20 protein-coding genes are annotated in these 18,757 nt (G+C 34.3%); 10 read left to right on the plus strand and 10 right to left on the minus strand.

Annotated elements, in window-relative coordinates:
- Nucleotides 1-277 precede the first annotated feature (277 nt).
- From F6K40_RS10565 to F6K40_RS10595, 7 genes are all read left to right on the plus strand, one after another.
- On the plus strand, nt 278-1,666 hold the full coding sequence (locus F6K40_RS10565) for an AAA family ATPase (protein WP_293135187.1): 1,389 nt from the start codon (nt 278-280) through the stop codon (nt 1,664-1,666).
- A gap of 2 nt (nt 1,667-1,668) precedes the next feature.
- Nucleotides 1,669-2,610 carry a DUF4435 domain-containing protein gene (locus F6K40_RS10570; protein WP_293135190.1) on the plus strand — a complete coding sequence of 314 codons (942 nt, stop codon included), beginning with the start codon at nt 1,669-1,671 and terminating at the stop codon, nt 2,608-2,610.
- 19 nt (nt 2,611-2,629) lie between these two features.
- Complete coding sequence (locus tag F6K40_RS10575) at nt 2,630-2,782, plus strand: hypothetical protein (RefSeq protein WP_293135193.1); 153 nt, start codon at nt 2,630-2,632, stop codon at nt 2,780-2,782.
- A gap of 207 nt (nt 2,783-2,989) precedes the next feature.
- Nucleotides 2,990-3,469 carry a Uma2 family endonuclease gene (locus F6K40_RS10580; RefSeq protein ID WP_365670975.1) on the plus strand — a complete coding sequence of 160 codons (480 nt, stop codon included), beginning with the start codon at nt 2,990-2,992 and terminating at the stop codon, nt 3,467-3,469.
- 135 nt (nt 3,470-3,604) lie between these two features.
- Nucleotides 3,605-3,844, plus strand: coding sequence for a Uma2 family endonuclease (locus tag F6K40_RS10585; protein WP_293135196.1), 240 nt, complete (start codon nt 3,605-3,607; stop codon nt 3,842-3,844).
- A 5-nt stretch (nt 3,845-3,849) separates the two neighbouring features.
- The gene (locus F6K40_RS10590) at nt 3,850-4,104 is read left to right on the plus strand and encodes a hypothetical protein (RefSeq protein ID WP_293135199.1); all 255 of its coding nucleotides are present in this window, start codon (nt 3,850-3,852) and stop codon (nt 4,102-4,104) included.
- Nucleotides 4,105-4,109: 5 nt separating this feature from the next.
- A complete protein-coding gene (locus F6K40_RS10595; protein WP_293135202.1) occupies nt 4,110-4,364 on the plus strand; it encodes a hypothetical protein in 255 nt (84 codons plus the stop codon).
- A gap of 108 nt (nt 4,365-4,472) precedes the next feature.
- Here the strand turns inward: F6K40_RS10595 and F6K40_RS10600 are convergent, their stop codons facing one another.
- Entirely contained in the window at nt 4,473-5,243 is a 771-nt protein-coding gene (locus F6K40_RS10600; protein WP_293135205.1) for a circadian clock KaiB family protein, read from the minus strand.
- A gap of 267 nt (nt 5,244-5,510) precedes the next feature.
- Between F6K40_RS10600 and F6K40_RS40765 the strand changes: the two genes are divergently transcribed.
- Nucleotides 5,511-5,684, plus strand: a complete 174-nt coding sequence (locus F6K40_RS40765) for a zinc ribbon domain-containing protein (protein WP_365670980.1) — start codon at nt 5,511-5,513, stop codon at nt 5,682-5,684.
- 281 nt (nt 5,685-5,965) lie between these two features.
- Here F6K40_RS40765 and F6K40_RS10605 read toward each other — a convergent pair whose 3' ends face one another.
- A complete protein-coding gene (locus tag F6K40_RS10605) occupies nt 5,966-7,261 on the minus strand; it encodes a type IV pilus twitching motility protein PilT (protein ID WP_293135208.1) in 1,296 nt (431 codons plus the stop codon).
- A gap of 753 nt (nt 7,262-8,014) precedes the next feature.
- Complete coding sequence (locus tag F6K40_RS10610; RefSeq protein ID WP_293135210.1) at nt 8,015-8,632, minus strand: hypothetical protein; 618 nt, start codon at nt 8,630-8,632, stop codon at nt 8,015-8,017.
- Nucleotides 8,633-8,750: 118 nt separating this feature from the next.
- Between F6K40_RS10610 and F6K40_RS10615 the strand changes: the two genes are divergently transcribed.
- Nucleotides 8,751-9,719 carry a coiled-coil domain-containing protein gene (locus tag F6K40_RS10615; protein ID WP_293135213.1) on the plus strand — a complete coding sequence of 323 codons (969 nt, stop codon included), beginning with the start codon at nt 8,751-8,753 and terminating at the stop codon, nt 9,717-9,719.
- 78 nt (nt 9,720-9,797) lie between these two features.
- On the opposite strand, the gene F6K40_RS10620 is transcribed toward F6K40_RS10615, so the two are convergent.
- The gene (locus tag F6K40_RS10620) at nt 9,798-10,727 is read right to left on the minus strand and encodes a hypothetical protein (RefSeq protein ID WP_293135216.1); all 930 of its coding nucleotides are present in this window, start codon (nt 10,725-10,727) and stop codon (nt 9,798-9,800) included.
- 248 nt (nt 10,728-10,975) lie between these two features.
- Complete coding sequence (locus tag F6K40_RS10625) at nt 10,976-11,983, minus strand: hypothetical protein (protein WP_293135219.1); 1,008 nt, start codon at nt 11,981-11,983, stop codon at nt 10,976-10,978.
- Between the two features lie 315 nt (nt 11,984-12,298).
- Here F6K40_RS10625 and F6K40_RS10630 point away from each other — a divergent pair, with 315 nt between their 5' ends.
- The gene (locus tag F6K40_RS10630; RefSeq protein WP_293135222.1) at nt 12,299-13,684 is read left to right on the plus strand and encodes a hypothetical protein; all 1,386 of its coding nucleotides are present in this window, start codon (nt 12,299-12,301) and stop codon (nt 13,682-13,684) included.
- Between the two features lie 252 nt (nt 13,685-13,936).
- Here F6K40_RS10630 and F6K40_RS10635 read toward each other — a convergent pair whose 3' ends face one another.
- The 5 genes from F6K40_RS10635 to F6K40_RS10655 form a co-directional block, all read right to left on the minus strand.
- Nucleotides 13,937-14,908, minus strand: coding sequence for a hypothetical protein (locus F6K40_RS10635; protein WP_293135225.1), 972 nt, complete (start codon nt 14,906-14,908; stop codon nt 13,937-13,939).
- Nucleotides 14,909-15,338: 430 nt separating this feature from the next.
- Nucleotides 15,339-16,139 (minus strand): ABC transporter permease, encoded by an 801-nt coding sequence (locus tag F6K40_RS10640; RefSeq protein ID WP_293135228.1) that lies wholly within the window; start codon nt 16,137-16,139, stop codon nt 15,339-15,341.
- A gap of 1,390 nt (nt 16,140-17,529) precedes the next feature.
- Nucleotides 17,530-17,802, minus strand: coding sequence for an IS200/IS605 family accessory protein TnpB-related protein (locus F6K40_RS10645; RefSeq protein WP_293135231.1), 273 nt, complete (start codon nt 17,800-17,802; stop codon nt 17,530-17,532).
- On the minus strand, nt 17,768-18,130 hold the full coding sequence (locus F6K40_RS10650; RefSeq protein ID WP_293135234.1) for a transposase: 363 nt from the start codon (nt 18,128-18,130) through the stop codon (nt 17,768-17,770). Before F6K40_RS10650 ends, F6K40_RS10645 begins: the two co-directional genes overlap by 35 nt.
- A gap of 22 nt (nt 18,131-18,152) precedes the next feature.
- A complete protein-coding gene (locus F6K40_RS10655; protein WP_293135237.1) occupies nt 18,153-18,575 on the minus strand; it encodes a hypothetical protein in 423 nt (140 codons plus the stop codon).
- Between the last annotated feature and the right edge of the window lie 182 nt (nt 18,576-18,757).

Genomic DNA, 18,757 nt, shown 5'->3' on the forward strand with positions numbered 1-18,757 from the left:
GTACAGTTGCTAACTTAACTTATTTTTTTCTTTAAAAAAGGGAGTCGGGAGTCGGGAAAAATAATTGATTATTTATGTACAAGAGGAAAAACTAACTCCGAGATTACTTTTTACTTTTACCTTTTGAATTTTGACTTTAATGTAGCTTAGTATCAGCTTGTCTAATTTTGAAGGCTGAAACAATTGTTGCTTTTTAAGTTATGATCAAATTTCAAGCTATGCAGAATAATTCAACTTTCTGTCATAGTACCTATTTAATCAATTGAGGAAAATAGATATGTCAGTATCAATTTCAGAATTTATAATTGAGGAGCTATGGGGTTATCAGACATTGAGAATTCCTATTAAGGATAATCGGTTTGTTTTAGTAGGAGAGAATGGAACAGGAAAAAGTACAGTTGCTAACTTAATTTATTTTTTTCTAACTTGTCAATGGCAAAAAATTAATGATTTTGATTTTAAAGCAATTGCTTTAGTTATTAATCGTGAAAAACTTTCTATACCTAAAGAAAACCTCAATAATGATCTAGGGACTTGGAAACAATACACACAATATGAAAAAATCAAGAATATTATTATGGAATATCCTAATTTTTCAGAAGACGATATTCCAAAATATCTAAAAGATGAGAATAAGTTAAAAAGTTTGAGCAATAAATTAAGTTCTTCAATTTCTTGGCGTCGAGTTCGTGATACTTTAATAAGGATGGAAAAAGAAAAACTTTATTCATCAAACACTATTTTAGAAAAGGTAGATAGTACCATTAAGAAAATCGTGAAAGCACAAATTCTATATCTACCAACTTATAGACGAATTGAGCAAGAATTTAAAGAAATTTTTCCAGAATTATACGAAAGAAAATTATCTAAGAGAAAGACACAAAAAGATTATGTTGAATTAGTAGAATTTGGTATGGAAGATGTCGAACAAACTATAAACGAAAAAATGAATAATTTAAAAGATAGTATCCGTAATCGGTTGGAAAATCTAACTGGAACATATCTAAGTGATGTAATTAGCAAAGTCTATAAACAAGTTAACATCGAGGAATTAAAAGACCTAGATAACGAAACTGTTGAATCAATTTTTAGTAGAATTGATGAAAAAATTCTTTCAGAAAAAGAGAAGGAAGAATTACGCAATATGCTTGAAAAAGTCAACAATGAAGGAAAAATAGAAGAAGACCAAAAAGTAATTGCTCATTTTCTCCTAAAATTACTGAAATGGCATAAAGAACAACAGGAACAAGAACAGGAAATTCGCAATTTTGTCAACGTTTGCAATCAATATCTAGTTAATAAAGAAATAAGATATGACAATATTAAACTGAGGATTGATATTATTTCAAACCGCCAAAAAATTCACTCTGATAAAAATAACCAAGAATCAGATAAGCAAAAAATTGAACTTAAAATGCTTTCCTCTGGAGAAAAGCAAATTGTTTCACTTTTTTCTCATCTATATTTATCCGATAAATCAGATTATTTTGTAATAATAGATGAACCAGAACTTTCCTTGTCCGTACCTTGGCAAAAACGTTTTTTACCAGATATTTTGAATAGTGAACGTTGCAAAGGTTTAATTGCAGTCACACACTCTCCATTTATTTTTGATAATGAACTCGATTCATATACCCATTCACTAAGCGAATTTATTGATAATTAATTATGAATTTTGCCGATCAATTAAGAGACGCTCGTAACCCAGGAGATGTTTATCTACAATTCATTAAAAACGATGGAAAAGATGAAAAAACAATTCATTCATTTTTTGAAGGAGATGAGGATATTTCCTTTTATAGTCATTTCATAGAACAGATACTTCCCAAAAATTACTCATCTCTTAAATATGTATGTAAAGGTAAACAAAAGGTTTATGAGTTGTATAAAAAAGTTATCGCTCATATATCTAATAAAACTAATAAAAGTAGAACTTTATTTTTTGTAGATAAAGACCTATCTGATTTTCTCAATGAAGATTTACCTAAATACGAAAATCTTTATGTCACTGATTACTATTCTATTGAAAATTTTCTAGTGATAGAAACTATGATTAGAAAAATCTGTGAAGACTTTTATCATATTACCGACACAACACAGATTTCTGAAATAAAAAGCCGATTTCAGCAAGAATTGAAAACCTTTTATCGCTATCTTTTGCCGATTATGTCATGGATAATTTATCTAAAAAAACAAGGCTATCAAGTTAATCTTAATAACTTGCAAATGGATAAGTTATTCCAATTAAACGATGATTTACAAATATGTAAAAAACAGCAAAAAAATTATCTTAAAATTTTAGAAAAACACTGTGGTGTAGATACACCTCAAAAATGTTGGATTCAAATCAAGAAAACTGTCGAGTATCTCAAACAATATGATGCTAAATCTTATATTAGAGGTAAATATGAATTATGGTTTTTTGTGACTTTTATTAACAAAATCAACATTATTAAAGATGTACATAATCAACAACTTTTCAAAAGTAAAACTCAGATTAATGAAGGCAATGCAATAGCAATTCTAGCTCCTCGTATTCCTTTTCCTCCATCACTGAAACTTTTTTTAAAGAAAAATTTTAAACAACTCAACTATAAAAGTAATTCTTGAAAAAGCTATATCTAAAATCATGCTATCCTTAGAGCAAATTAAATTAGATGATAATAATTGGGATAACTTAATCAACTCGTCTTTGCTAATTATTGAATATTGGTATGCAAAATATGAACCACAACTTACAGATAATAATTTTAATAATTATCAGACTTACAGCAATACATGAGGATTGTGAGGTACACTTAAAGGTTAATCTATATCCTTGCAGTTCAGCCTTCAATACTGTAACAACCTGGAAGGTTGTGTTACCAAAATTACTAATAGGTTTCCAGCTTTTAACAAAAAAAATTTTGTACCTCACGCGCCTCCGAAACTGCTGTAATTGAAATACCAAAAGCAACAGAAATTACCTTTTCCATAACACTTTAAAACTATGCAAATTAAACAACAAAAAAACTACACCCCCACCGAATACCTAAACCTTGAAACTAACTCACAACAACGACACGAATACATTAACGGTGAAATTATTCCCATAACTGGTGGAACTCCAAATCATAATCAAATTGCCCTTAACTTCAGCGCAGCTTTAAATTTTTCCCTTAAACGTCAACCCTATAGAGTATTTATTTCTGACCAACGACTTTGGATTCCAAAAAAACGCATCTATACTTATCCTGATGTTATGGTAACTCCAGCAAATTTACAACTACAACAAGGAAGAAAAGATACTATTACTAACCCCCTCATAATTGCTGAAGTTTTGTCAAATTCTACTAGAAATTATGACAAAGATCAAAAATTTGCAGCTTATCGAACTATTTCCACATTTCAAGAATATCTACTCATAGACCAATACACAATCCAAGTCGAACAATATTACAAAAATGCTCAAAAACAATGGATTTTTTAAGAATCTAATCAACCCCAAGAAACTATCTCTCTCAACTCAATTGATTTTCAAATAACCCTGACAGACATTTACGATAAAATCGAATTTGAAACAATAGAAAACAGCGATAATTAGAAATATTGAAACTTATTTCTGTTGGGTTTCATTCCTCAACCCAACCTACTAGCTATTCCTACATTTCAAGAATATCTACTCATAGACCAATACACAATCCAAGTCGAACAATATTACAAAACTGCTCAAAAACAATGGATTTTTTCAGAATATAATCAACTCGAAGAAACTATTTCTCTCAACTCAATTGATTTTCAAATAACCCTGACAGACATTTACGATAAAGTCGAATTTGAAACAATAGAAAACAGCGATAATTAGAAATATTGAAACTTATTTCTGTTGGGTTTCGTGACTCAACCCAACCTACTAGCTATTCCTACATTTCAAGAAAACCTACTCTTAAACAATACACAATCCAAGTCGAACAATATTACAAAACTGCTCAAAAACAATGGATTTTTTCAGAATATAATCAACCCGAAGAAACTATTTCTCTCAACTCAATTGATTTTCAAATAACCCTGACAGACATTTACGAGCAAGTCGAATTTGAAACAATAGAAAACAACGATAATTAGAAATATTGAAACTTATTTCTGTTGGGTTTCGTGACTCAACCCAACCTACTAGCTATTCCTACATTTCAAGAAAACCTACTCTTAAACAATACACAATCCAAGTCGAACAATATTACAAAACTGCTCAAAAACAGTCGATTTTCTCAGAATATAATCAACCCAAAGAAACTATCACTCTCAACTCAATTTATTTTCAAATAACTCTGACAGACATTTACAATAAAGTCGAATTTGAAACAATAGAAAACAGCAATAATTAAAAATATTGAAACTTATTTCTGTTGGGTTTCGTGACTCAACCCAACCTACTAGCTAAAATTGTGGGTAAGTTTGAGTATTAGGGGATTTGATATGAAATGGCAAAAAATCTAAAACTTAAAATTTGAATTAGTAGTTTCTAACAACTTGAGAATTTTTTCCACATCATCAAATTCCCCAACAACTCTACGGATAGGTAGAGGCCAAACTCTAATCAAAGTAGGAGTAGCAGTAACTAAATCTACTTCAGCTTGTTCGGGATGTTGAAAGATATCTATTACTTTTAAAGTATAAGGAAGAGAAAGATATTCTTCTAATATTTGGTGGAGATTTTGAAGAGTCCGCTCAGTAGTCAAACTTTTACCTGATACAAATAAACGGAGAACATAACCTTCAACTTCTGGTTGTGAATCAACAGTTGAAGTTGAGACTTCCTGTGGAATAGAATCTAAATTAAAATCTTGCTGTTCAAGACGCATAACGAGGTTATGATTTTCCCAGAGTTGCGGAAACTGGTCATAATAAGTAGAGATTACCATTGGATTACAAAATTCCTCTGACCATGGAGCAGGTTGCCAAATCATCTCACCAGTATGAAAAATGGCATTAAGTAATGCCTGATATCTTAATACTGGCAGATAAGCTTCGGCAAAAACTTCGATTTCCTGACTACGAGGGTTTAACCATTTATCAATAGTTGCAGTGTATCCCGGTATTAAGAAATGGGGTGGTTCAGATAATCCCAATATTGCTTGTAGCTCTATACATAGGTGTAGATGCCATCGATTTTTTTTGCTTGGATCTATGCAATAAATTAAATCTCCCCCAGGTGTAAACAAGGCAATACCTTTAAATAACTGGGGGAATTCTGGGGGAGTCATTTCAGTTATCAGTTATCAGTTATCAGTTATCAGTTATCAGTTATCAGTACCTCTGCCTGTTTGCTCCGCATGAGCAGGAAAGTCAGAGGCTTGAAATATTGAATATTGAACCTGTTTTTTTCATCCCCTAGCAAATTTAGTCAGACTTTGCCAAACCAAATTAGGAGATAATGGTCAGTTTTTACCAAATGGTCAATCAGTTAAGTCAGGATTGAATAAGTCTTTCCAGGATGCAGCATTCGGCCAGGAAAGTTCAAGTATTAGAGTATGTTGCCTGGAAGTTGGGCAAGAGAATTATCACGCGTCAACCCAAAAGGCACGTCTCAGTATTGTTGGGAATGCTTGAATAAAGTCTCTAAAAGCTTATCAGAGCGCTGGCATTCTTGTAATAATTGTGGTCAGCAGCTCGATAGGGATTATAACTCAGCCCTTCTGATCTAAAAAATAGGCGTTGCATAAATGCGGGATGATTTTAATAGTTTTGTGGAATGGGCATCTTGCCCGTTCCTGATATTTTTGGACAGGCAGGATGCCCGTCCTACTTAATATTCATCCCTTAATTCAGCAACGCCAAAAAATAGGATTGTTATCAACACAGGGGGAAGACATCACCTCACACGAAACAGCGGTCAGGGTTTCCCACGCGCTCAGAATCCCGCGTTGTCCATCCCCCCTAACCCCCCTTTAAAAGGGGGGAATAGAAGGGCAACGTCGGGAGTATGTCAAATTCTGCCGCGTAACATTTGAGCCATTTCGTTTGGGGAAGGTGACTGATTAATTGCTATCTCTTCAGTGATTCTACCTTCTTGATAAAGCTCATACAAAGACCTATTCATAGTAGTCATGCCTTCATAAGTATCCTTAATCATAATTTGGTTAATATCTTCATACTGATCTTTGAGAATATATTCCTTAACTACATCAGTATTAATCAAAATGTCATGGAAAGCAGCTCGTTTACCATCAGTAGTTTTACACAACAACTGAGCAATAATCGCTACTAGAATTTCCGAAAGAGCCAATTTAATTGCTGGTTGTTCTTCAGCAGAAAACATATCCAGAATACGAGTGATAGTTTTAACAGCACTGTTAGTGTGCAAAGTTCCCATCACCAAGTGTCCTGTAGATGCTGCTTTAATAGCAATTCCTACGGTTTCCTTATCCCGAATTTCTCCCACTAGCATAAGATCGGGGTCTTGACGGAGGGCACCTTTGAGAGCATTAAAGAATTTCAGGGTATGTCTACCTACCTCCCGGTGCTTGATCAAAGATTTCCGACTTTCATGGACAAATTCTACAGGGTCTTCAATAGTGATGATGTGATAAGGAAAAGTATCATTCATAAAATCAATCATTGCTGCCATAGTAGTAGACTTACCAGAACCTGTAGGTCCTGTCACCAAAAGTAATCCTTTATGGTAATGGCAAACTTTCTTAAAAACTTCTGGCAACCTGAGTTGCTCCATCTTGAGAATTTTCGCACCAATCAGTCGTAATACCATCGCCGGACCTGCCAGAGAATCAAACAAGCTAATCCGTATTCGCACAAAACCTAGGTCCGCCGCACCGTCAAAGTCTAGATTTTCCTGAAATGCCCGAATTTCCTCATCTTTGAGAATTTCCCGCAACCAACTCATAAAAGTACCTAAGTCGGTCTCTGGATACTCAATTGCTACGAGGTCACCACGCTTACGAAATCTTGGTATTTCATTTACACCCAAGTGAATATCTGAAATTCCTTCTTTTTCAGCCCGTCGGACAATTTCTGTCAATGGTACTTGTCCCTCTGCAAGTTCTGGGCCGGAAGAAACTGCTGGTTGGCTTGGTGCAGTTTCTGTGGGAGGAATAGTTTGTGGAGAAACTGGAGCTGAGGGTGGTGGAGGACTAGAAGGTTTTGGAGGAGCTGTTGGTTGTCTTCTTGCTGAAGGAGAGGGTGGAGCAGGAGGGCGAGGTGGTAAACCACGGCCTCCTGGTGGTGGTGGTGGAGTTGGGGGACGAGATGGTGGTGTTTGTGTCATAGTTACTAATAAATTGAGTCTAAAGTTTCGCCCATAAGTGGGCGACTTTCTAACAATAAACGGTTGTATATATATAGCTATATAGCTAGTGCCGCTACGCGGAATTCAAAATTTAAAATTCAAAATTCATGCATTATTGGTTAGTAAGGCTTTTAGGATTTTGTAATTGGTCAGTTATTTCTGCCATCCTGCACTAGCTATCTATTATATTCGGATCGTACTACTCAATCATATATTCTTCTTTGCAAGTTTATAAAATTGAAGTTGCAGGGCACAATATACCAGTATAATTAGCTTCAGCCATTAAGATTGGTGGATTTGTCGGTATATAGACATCTTCATAAAAGAGGGAACACAGGGGAATAATTGATTTGATTTTTGATTTTTGGAGAAGTCTAATAGTATTATTAGAGTATATATATAGAGAAATTTATAGCTCAAAAACAACTTGTTTGTTTTAACAACTACAGCTAAGAAAGAATTGGCTATTGACAATTACTAATGATGAATCTCAGACTAGGAAATGTTTTTCCAACTGTTCCCTGCTATATAATTAAATCGGTTGAAATTATGAGAGTGGCTGATATATGCTTAAACTTAAAATTTAGCTTTGATAATTATACCTTGACCAAAAGATTATAGCAGTACCTACTTTTCAGTAGGACTTAACTATGTGGAAAAAATATCAATAATATTATTTCGTTTTTTTATAGTAAAAAAGACTTATCTAAATCAAGGTTTTATAATTAAATTCTAATGATCTACTCCTTCCAAAATACCCACTAAAACTGCACCTAAATCTTTTATATCGTCTGGAATTTTAAATAAATTAATATCCTGTGTAATTTGTTTTTCGGCTTTATTTAATTTACCAAAACGCCACACATCTCCCATTGTTACTGCACCATAAAAAATCTTGTTTTCTTCGACTTCCGCTAATGCAATTAACTCTACAGCTAGCTGAGTAAAACCTCTAGTTAAATCGTCATTTTTGGCTTGAATAACTAATAAATTATTCTGAGAACGTAATAAATAATCCAAATTACCTTTTAACCAGTCGTTGACTTTCAAAGGATATTCAATTCTTAACTGACAATGGCAATAAAGAACAATTTCCAATAAAATTGGAGAGACTAAAATTTCTCGTCTAGCAGTTTCATTACTTAAACTAACAAAAGGTAAAATATTCTTTAGTTTATTCTGTATTTCTGATAAACATTCTAATGTCTTTGTTGTCTTTGGCAAAGATAAACGAGATTTAACTAATGAATAATTTAACTCTGCTAGGATTTCATCAGCTTCATAAGGTAACTCAAAATAAGACTGAAAAGTATAAGATTGACCTTCCTGTAATATTTTTATTTTAGGCATTGCGAGACTCCATTAATTCAGTTATCAGTTATCAGTAATTCCTGGAATAGGGAAACTATTAACCTTTTTATTATGATATACTGTTGCGAGGATTGACTCATAGAAATAATTAAATAGTATGGAACAATGTCCGATATGTGATACTAAATTTACTACAGGAAACGTTAATTATTGTTCTACTTGTGGTTGGGATTTAACTCCATATCCGATAGGTTTTCAATTACCAGAAGATTTTGCTCAGAAGGAAAAGGATAAAATTTCTTGGGCTAGGACTTTATGGAAGAAAAAGGAATCTCAATTAGGGCAATATAAATCCAATCTATCTCAACTACAATTTCAAGTCTCTGATTCACTGTTCAAAATAGCAGAATTGGAGGCAGAAAAAAGAGGATTTTTGTCTCAAATAGAATGGCTAAATCAACAATATTCCAACTTACAAACTCAGAAAAAAGAATTAGAAGAGCAATTAGAAAATTCAGAGAATAATTGTTCGCTACTGCAAACTAAGATCGACAGATTGGAGGCAGAAAATAGAGGAATTTCATCCCGAATAGAAGGGTTAATTCAACAATATTCTCACTTAGAAACTCAGGAAGAAGAATTAGAAAAGGAATTAAAAAATTCAGAGAATAATCGTTCCCTACTGCAAACTAAAATAGAGGAATTGGAGTCAGAAAATAGAATACTTTTACTCCGAGTAGAAGGGTTAATTAAACAACATTCTGACTTACAAACTCAGGAAGAAGAATTAAAAAATTCAGAGAATAATCGTTCCCAACTGCAAACTAAAATAGAGGAATTGGAGTCAGAAAATAGAATACTTTTACTCCGAGTAGAAGGGTTAATTAAACAACATTCTGACTTAGAAACTAAGAAAAAAGAATTAGAAAAGCAGTTAAACTCGTCTTATGATGAATCTTTTCACTTGCAAACTGAAAAGGAGGGATTGGAGCAAGAAAAGAAAAATTTTGTGTCTCAAATAAAACAGTTAAATCAAGAGCTATCAAATGTGAAAAATGAGTTATCTAAGTTGCAACAACCTAAAGGTGGAAACTCCAGAGGAAAAAAAGATATGTGGGGAATCTAAAAAAACAATTATACATTAATCCCTTGTTGCCTTTTAACATTCTCGATGAGAAAACTTAATTTTGTACGACTACTAAAATTAATTCAAATCAATTTGAATCCTTTTTCCACTTAAATAAATATCTGTACTACTTAAATCTTGTTCTCTAGCTAATATATTTATCATTTCTATAGTTTTTTTGAATTGCATATCTGCTTGTTCAAAACTTTTGTTGAGCTTTTTAATCTCAGCTCTATTAATCCATTGATTAACTCGATTACTACTTTCCAAATCGTCAAGTCTATCCTCAATTTCTCTGAGTTTTTCCTGCTGTATTTGCACCTGTTCTGTCAGGATGGAATATAAAACAAAAGCTACAGGAACATCAAGATTTTTAGGTTCAATTTTTCCATTATCGCTGTTTTGAGCAAGCTCTTTACCTAGAGTAACTGGGCAGATCATTACTAACCAACCAGAGTTGGAAGCAAACAAAGGAGGAAATATTTTTTTGACATCTTCTATTAATTCTCTTTTGTCTCTATGATAACAATAGTCATACATAGTAACGATAATAACAATTGGAAAAGATTTGTTTTGATCTGGTCTTGTACTATTGAGATTCAAATCTTGAAGATAGTTACTCATAAGGTTAGCTTGACTATCAACTGCAATCTCTTGCAGATTAGCTTCAGTAACTGGGTCTCTTAAATATTTGCCTGATATGCAGAAGAAGAAGCCATTGGATTGAGCAGCATAATCTTTAAGTATTCTAACATTATCGTCACTAGATAGATCTAACATAGAACCGCCACGGTAGTCTAGCCATTCAAATTCCATCAATGGTTTGTATGCGTAGCAAAGTTCAAAGTTGTAAATTTTAGGTTGATCAGTAGTTGGAGGCCAACGATCATCACCAGAATTGTATACAATGGTTGACCATACAGCAGTTAGTCGAACGCCTTCGTCTGGATCGGTTGCCTTGAAACTGAATGTACTACCACCTTGAGTAGCTGTATACATTCCTACCATAAAGCAGGTTTTGCCTGAACGTGAATTTCCTAGCATTAGAATTTTAGTTTTCTCAGCCATCTTGCTCTTCTTTAGATTATTTTTAAACAAGGGAAAATTACTAGAATTTTCGTTATATTAAGACTTATAAAAAACAACTATATCCTCATATTAAGACTTATAAAAAACAACTATATCCTCTCAGTTGAATATCAAAAATGTTTTCTCTAATTTTTTTTTTAGTTTTTTAATCTGTAGTTGTAATCTTCTCAAATCTTAGTTCCCAGATAAAAAGCAATTAATAGACTTATAACTATAGCTCCAGTTAATTGACTAACTATGGCTCCAGTTAATTGGCTCGTCACTATAGTTCCAGCTAAGAAGAGTATCGAAAAAATAACAATTGAGATTAAAAATATCCTGATTAGATATCCCCAGGAAGGAGAGAATAATAACCTTTTTATATAACTATCATGGGAAGGATATTTCTTGTCAGGTTCTGTAATTTTCGATGGTTCATTTAGCTCTTTTGACTTCCGTTTAGGTGACTTTGCATCAAAAGCTGTGGCATTTAAAAATGGTCCGTCTAAAACATCTTTTTTTTCGGGAAAACCTAGACAAAGAGAGAGAGGTATATATTGATGCGGATAATCAAAGAACTTACAACAGTTTTCCCACAAATTATGTCTATGTTCTTGCTCATTAGGTAAAATCAAAACTTTATTTTCTCCTTCCAAGCAAGGGATAAAGTTTGGGGAAATAAATTTATTAGAGACATCAGTATTACCTCTCAATTCTGTCTCGTTAGGAAGTTTGAAGTTATACGGATATTCATCAATCTTTCTGTTGATTAATTGGTAACTTTTTAGATGCCATAATTTTTCTAAAGAAGTGAATAAATCCCTATACTTAAAAAAATCAAGATTTTCTAAGACAGGCAAAATCCTCAATGAATTAAAATCTTTGTTGATCTGAGCAACATAACCAACAAAAATATGGAGCGATCGCCTACCACCATCCTTGGCCATATATTCATATTTTCGCTCAGAACCAACCAACTCTTGAACCATACAAGTTACGCCGAAAACACAATGCTGATGATTCTTAAATAGAGACCAACGAGGATTCCCCAGTAACTTCTCTCGATTCACTGTAGTCCCATGAATATATTTCCGTGCCCAATTCTGTTCTTCTTCTCCAAAATCATCGGGGATGGCCAGAAAACGATAATCTGCTTCTTTGGTTCTACCGTAAACTATTACAGACCATAAGGCCATAAATTCATACCTCTAACTCTACAATTAGGGACTCTAATTCATATATTATCTACTGTTTCATGGAGTTTTCAAATAAATACCTCTCGGCCAACCCCTCTCCTACAAGTAGGAATTTTCCATTCATTAAATGTCTCTACTATCATAGGAATTGTTATAATTAATTGTCAAATCTGGAATATTACCCTTAAAATTATCTATTAGGCATTTCTAAATAAAGAATATAGGGTGTTAAATTCAACATTCTACAAAGGTATGAAAAAAGGTGGATAATTTCGAGAGATGTCTATTGCTTTAAGATAAAAAAGTAAACTAATTATGACAAATAGTCCTCGACGTCGCTCTAATCGTAAGAATAAACCTCAAGAAGAGCGAGATATACTCTTAATGGTTGTACTGACGTTTTTTAACGTTGGGAGCGGTGCCACAACTATCTTGGGAGCAATCCAAATATTACCAATATATTTAGCTTGGAGTGTTGGTGGTGCTGTTCAACTTATGTTGTTCCTCTTGCAAGCTGGATTAGCAGCAAATCGCGCTCCTTTACGCAAATGGTTGGCGATTATGGTATTAGCTAGTGCCAGTGTTTACACTAGCTTTTTTACTTATTATGGAGAATTAGCTCAAGAAACGAATGAAAAGCGGGCTATTGATATGGCAATCACAGCTCATAACAGATTAGTTTCAGAGGTGTACACGCCAATGGAAGACAATCTTCGAGATTTACAACAAGAAGCTGTAACTCTTAGAAAGATTGCTGACGCAGAAAGAGAAAGAGGCATTAACAGTGGAGCGGCTGGTTATGGAGAGCAAGCAAGGAAACTAGATAAGCAAGCTCTAAATAAAGAGATTGAAGCTGAAAATTTTGAGAATACAGTTAATGAGCTGCGTCCGTTGTTTGAATATAATCTCGACAACCTTAAACCACAGGAGATTCTGAAAAAGGATAGAAATGCCCTATCTTCTGCACCAGAAGAATTTCGTAATAATTATCCTGAATTAAAGCGTGGTGACTACATAGATGAAGACTTGGAATTTTCATTACTTGCCCCATATCTTAAAGTAAAAAGTCAGGAAGAAACTGCCCTCATAGCTTTGTTAATTGCAGTAGGAGTAGATGGGATGGCAATTATGTTGGGAACGGCAATTGTTACTAAATTGATACCACCGGAAGAACGTCGCTCTCCTGTTGCTATTGTTGGTAATTCTATCGCTAGTTCTATTAGAGAGGTTAAAACATCGTTTGCTCAAGTAAATAATGCTGGTAGAGAGTCTTTGCCATTGGAAGACAAAGATTTGCAGACTGCGGTAGAAAATATGACTTTGAATGTGAAAGGAAATGGTTCAAATTTTCTCAACCATTTTTACGATGCTATCTCTCCAGTAGAACCACATATTATTAATTATTCAGAGCTGACAAAAAAATACAAAGTAGATGAGAATATGCAAAATCCAATCCGAGCATTGATTGACAAATTAAGAGAGCCAAGAAGAGCATGGGTGGAAAGAAACTACGAAAATACTGAGTGGGTAGTACCACCGGAACATTATTTTCAACTTACAAGTTGGCTACAAACAGAAATTAAACGTCAAAGAAGTTTGGAAGCAGATAGGAAGAAAGAGATAGGTTATGGTTTTGGATTTTCTGAACTTGAAGAAACTCCGGTTCAATTTAAGATACCAATAAATCCTAATTCTAACTAAGTGTTATAGCAGGGAACAGGGAACAGTTGGAAAAAGATTACCTCCTGGAATAGAGAGACTATTTTGGGAGGGTAAAGTATAAATAGGGTAGCAAAATTGCAGCAAAACTTCTAATAGTGGACTGACACAAATGGTCAATTCATGGTAGGTAGACATTTTAATATTAACGATGGTCTTTTTTATTTTGAGTTTCTGAAGTTATAGTCATAGTGCTTTGAAACATTATTGCAGCCCTTCCCATTACCCTGTAGATTATTTGCCCGAAACATTCTGTACACACAAACCAACTAATAGACTCATAAATATTTGTATAGCTAAGGTATATTTTTTCCAGATAACTAAAAGTATCAAACCAACAAAAATTGAGATTAATAATATCATCCGAATTGGAAGACGTCTCCTGGAAATAGAATATGATGAATTATGTTTTGTCCTAGAAGCATTTCTATTGTCAGGTTCTGTAATTTTAGATGGTTCATTTAGCTCTTTTGACTTCCGTTTAGATAACTTGAGATATTGAGTTGCGTCAGAAGCTGTGGCATTTAAAAAAGGTCCTTCTAAAACATCTCTTTTTTCGGGAAGACCTAAACAAAGAGATAGGGGTATATATTTATATGGATAATCAAAGAACTTACAACAGTTTTCCCACAAATTATGTCTATTTTCTTGATTATCAGGCATAATCAAAGCTTGATTTTCTCCTTCCAAGCAGGGGATAAATTCATTAAAATTATCTCTCAATTCTGTCTCGTTAGGAAGTTTGAAGTTATACGGATATTCATCAATCTTTCTGTTGATTAATTGGTAACTTTTTAGATGCCATAATTTTTCTAAAGAAGTGAATAAATGCCTATACTTAAAAAATTCAAGGTTTTCTAAGACAGGCAAAATCCTCAATGAATTAAAATCTTCGTTGATCTGAGCAACATAACCAACAAAAATATGGAGCGATCGCCTACCACCATCCTTGGCCATATATTCATATTTTCGCTCGGAACCAATCAATTCTTGAAGCATACAAGTCACGCCGAAAACGCAATGCTGATGATTCTTAAATAGAGACCAACGAGGATTCCCCGGTAATCTCTCTCGATGCACTGTAGTCCCATGAATATATTTGCGTGCCCAATTCTGTTCTTCTTCTCCAAAATCATCGGGGATTGCCAGAAAACGATAATCTGCTTGTTTGGTTCTACCGTAAACTATTACAGACCATAAGGCCATAAATTCATACCTCTAACTCTACAATTAGGAACATTAATTCATATTTTATCTACTGTTTTATGGAGTCTTCATGGGAACTGATACAATTAATTTTCACGTCTGGAATATTACCCTTAAAATTATCTATTAGGCATTTCCGAAAAAGAATGTAGGGACGTTAAATTCAACATCCTACAAAGGTTTGAAAAAAGGTTGATAATTTTGAGAAACGTCTATTGTGAAGAGCCTCAATATTAAAGTTGTTTTAAGAGCGGATTTCATATTGCTCAAATAAAACAAGGATCAAGACATTTAATTATTAATATCTGTACTTCATATACTTGGAATATTCTGTGTACCATTTCCCGATAATCAGTGATAAAAAAAACCTTTTCCCTTATCAACATTTCTTTCCCTTCTTCCTTCTTACCTCTTCCTGTTTTCTTCCTAATTAAGACCGCTGAAACCGTAAAGCATCTATTGATTGAGCGGTTAAAAATACCCCCAAAACAACATAACTCAACAACATAATAATACTGCTAGTATCCACAAGTCCCTGAATAATATTTGTGTAATGTGTCAGCATTGATAAATGTTTCAATGCCTCTGCTAAAACACCACTAACATTATTAGCCACTACATCAATTACCCAGAGAAATAATACTAAAGCAAATGTCAGAATGGCAGATAAAATTGCACTATCTGTCAAAGAAGAAACAAACATTCCTAATGATAATACCGCTGCCGCAAGTAATATTAAACCCCCATGTCCTAACAAAAGTAACACTGGCGAAATAGGTGGTTCTGCTGCATTAATAGCGATCGCTTCCAATCCTAATAATGGCAAGACCATAGAAATATAAAATGTTAATACAGCTAATAATTTTCCTGTTGCTACAGACCAGTTTGTTATGGGTGAAGTTGCTAATAATTCTAAAGTGCCTCGTTTTCTTTCTTCCGCATATAAATTCATCGATAACATGGGCAATAAAAATAAAGAAAGAGAACCCATAATCCCCAGATAAGCTTTTACAAATTCGTAGGGTGCATCGACAGGAGGTTCCGTAATTCCTAGTTGGTCTCTAGTAGCAATTTGTTGAATAATTCCATCGGGTCCTAATAAAATAGCGACTAAAAAGTATCCTCCCAATAGCCAAAATATTCCTGTAATTGCATAAGCTAAAGGTGAGGCAAAATATCCTTGTAATTCTTTTCTGTAAATCGCGATAATATTACTTATTATTATTAGCATTAGTTGATTTCTTTCCTTATAACGAAATAACGAAGACTTCTCCCCCAACTCCTCTCCTTGTAGGAGAGGGGGGAAGAATTTGTTCATCTGGTATTTTTACACTTTCTCTGATAGTTCTTACTCCCCCTTCCCTCCTCCCCCCTTTCAAAGGGGGGCAAGGGGGGATAGGAAGGGGGTTGGGGGGTTAGGTTTCAACCACAATATTAGTCTAGTAGGTTGGGTTGAACGACAGTGAAACCCAACAAAAGCTTACTATTGTTGGGTTGAGGAACGAAACTCAACCTACGCCTATGCACCATTTTAGCTGTGTCACGCCACTACTGGACTGACACACCTTAAATGATGCATTAGAAAATGGGGTGATTACGAAAAAAGCTAATGATGAATAGTGAATTTTCTCTTTTATTGCGTATAGAGCAATAGTCTTTTCATTTTATGAAGCACCCAGCGTGAGGCGATGAATAGTGAATTTTCTCTTTTATTGCGTATATAGCAATAGTCATTTCATTTTATGAAGCACCCCACAGTGAGGCGATGAATCGGGAAATTTTTCTTTTATTGCGTATAGAGCAATAGTCGTTTCATTTTATGAAGCACCCCACAGTGAGGCGATGAATCGGGAAATTTTTCTTTTATTGCGTATAGAGCAATAGTCGTTTCATTTTGTTAAGCACCCAGCCGTGAGGTGATGAATCGGGAAATTTTTCTTTTATTGCGTATAGAGCAATAGTCGTTTCATTTTGTTAAGCACCCAGCCGTGAGGTGATGAATCGGGAAATTTTCTCTTTTATTGCGTATAGAGCAATAGTCGTTTCATTTTGTTAAGCACCCAGCCGTGAGGTGATGAATCGGGAATTTTCTCTTTTATTGCGTATAGAGCAATAGTCGTTTCATTTTGTTAAGCACCCAGGCGTGACGAGATGAATCGTCAAATTTTCTCTTTTATTGCGTATAGAGCAATAGTCACTACATTTTATGAAGCACCAAGTCGTGATTTGAATTTTTAATTTAGAGTGATCGCCGACTGCTGTAAATAGTTTAAAACTATATATGTGAAATAATATCTAATCCCTTTAGTTTGAAATTGAGAGATTCTAAAAGAGTTGATACTCTCCGCGCTGAAGACGCGGGGATTCTTAAGCAATCCAAAACTGGACTCTTAAAGGCATTATCAAAGTGCCTCTACTGACTCCTTTAAGAGTAAATCCTAAAGTTGTCGCTACTTTTCTTAAAATATTTGCCGCACCATTAATATCGGCATTAACTAATAAACCATTTTGAGTAAGATAAAGTCCTCGTTGTCTTGATGCAGTCGCTCATGGGGGAAACCCCCAAGACCGCGCTGCATCGCTTGATTCGCTTGCCTGATGCTCTCCAGCTCTCGGGTTTTTCACGCCCTAGTTGGCAGGAAATCATCATCTAAAAAGCTAGCTTGGGAAGTATAGGATTCCTCAGTTTCGATAAATTTTATACCATACAATTCGCATAACTGACTAATCCTTTCTTTAAGTTTTGCTGTAGGAATTTGTACAAATTTCTGGTTGTTTTTGCTGCCGATATCAATACTATCTTTTTGTCGTTTATTCCAACCAAAAACTATCCGACCAATGCCATACTCTAAGCAATGATTAATAACTAATCTCGCTACGCATGTTAACAGCATCGCGCATTTGTCTGTTGCGTTTTTCAGTTATGCCAGCTAATTTTTTTGACCAAAATCCTTGAGGTTGACTTTCTTTAATTGTGGCAACTTGTTTGTTGTACCATTGATTTTTTGACTTTATATGTTTGCCATCAATAATGAAGCTGGTTCCTACATTGCTAACACAACTTAACCAGTTATCAACTCCGTGGTCTATCCCTAAAACTTTGGCTTGATCTAGCTGAGGTCTATCGGCTTTTAACTCATAAACCCATTCAACATAAAAGCAACCGTTACGAGGTAGAATCCTAATTTCTCTTATTTCCTTAAACTCAAGATTACTGTCCAAGTCTAGGAAAAAACTATCAATCTTAAAAAGAGCTTTGACTTTCTTTCCTAAAGGTACTCTTACCTGGCCTTTGTTTAGTTTTAAAGCTTGCGCATGGATAAGTTATTACTCCCATTCCTCCCTTTTTGCGATATTTAGGCAACTGGGGTTGATCCGCTAATTCCCCCTTGTTGTACTTTTGAGAAAGTTTTTTATAGGACTTAAATGCTTCTGCTACTCCTCTAAGAGTTTGCTGTGCTGCTTGGGAGTACAAAAACTGATAATTTATATTGGACTTTAACTGCTTTTCTAAGTTGTACTTGCCTCTGATATATCCCAATTTAAAATACCATTGTCTGGCTAAATAAATTCCGCAATTAATCAGTTTATTTGCCGTCGTACATAAGTATTCTAAAAATGGGACATTTTCGGAATTTTTAATTAACTCTTGTTGACATCCATACATCTTTAATCACCTCCATTTTATTATTATCATACCATTTCTCAAAAATAATACTACAGTAGGGTTAAAGTTAAAGATAGCAGTCGCCTTCGTTACTGTTGCATAACTTTTTGAAAATGGTATAATAAATGCCAGAAAATTACAACTTTTTCTACTGGCGACTTCAGTCGCCGTTCGCTTTTCAT

The organism is Okeania sp. SIO3I5, from assembly GCF_010672085.1.
GTDB lineage: Bacteria > Cyanobacteriota > Cyanobacteriia > Cyanobacteriales > Microcoleaceae > Trichodesmium.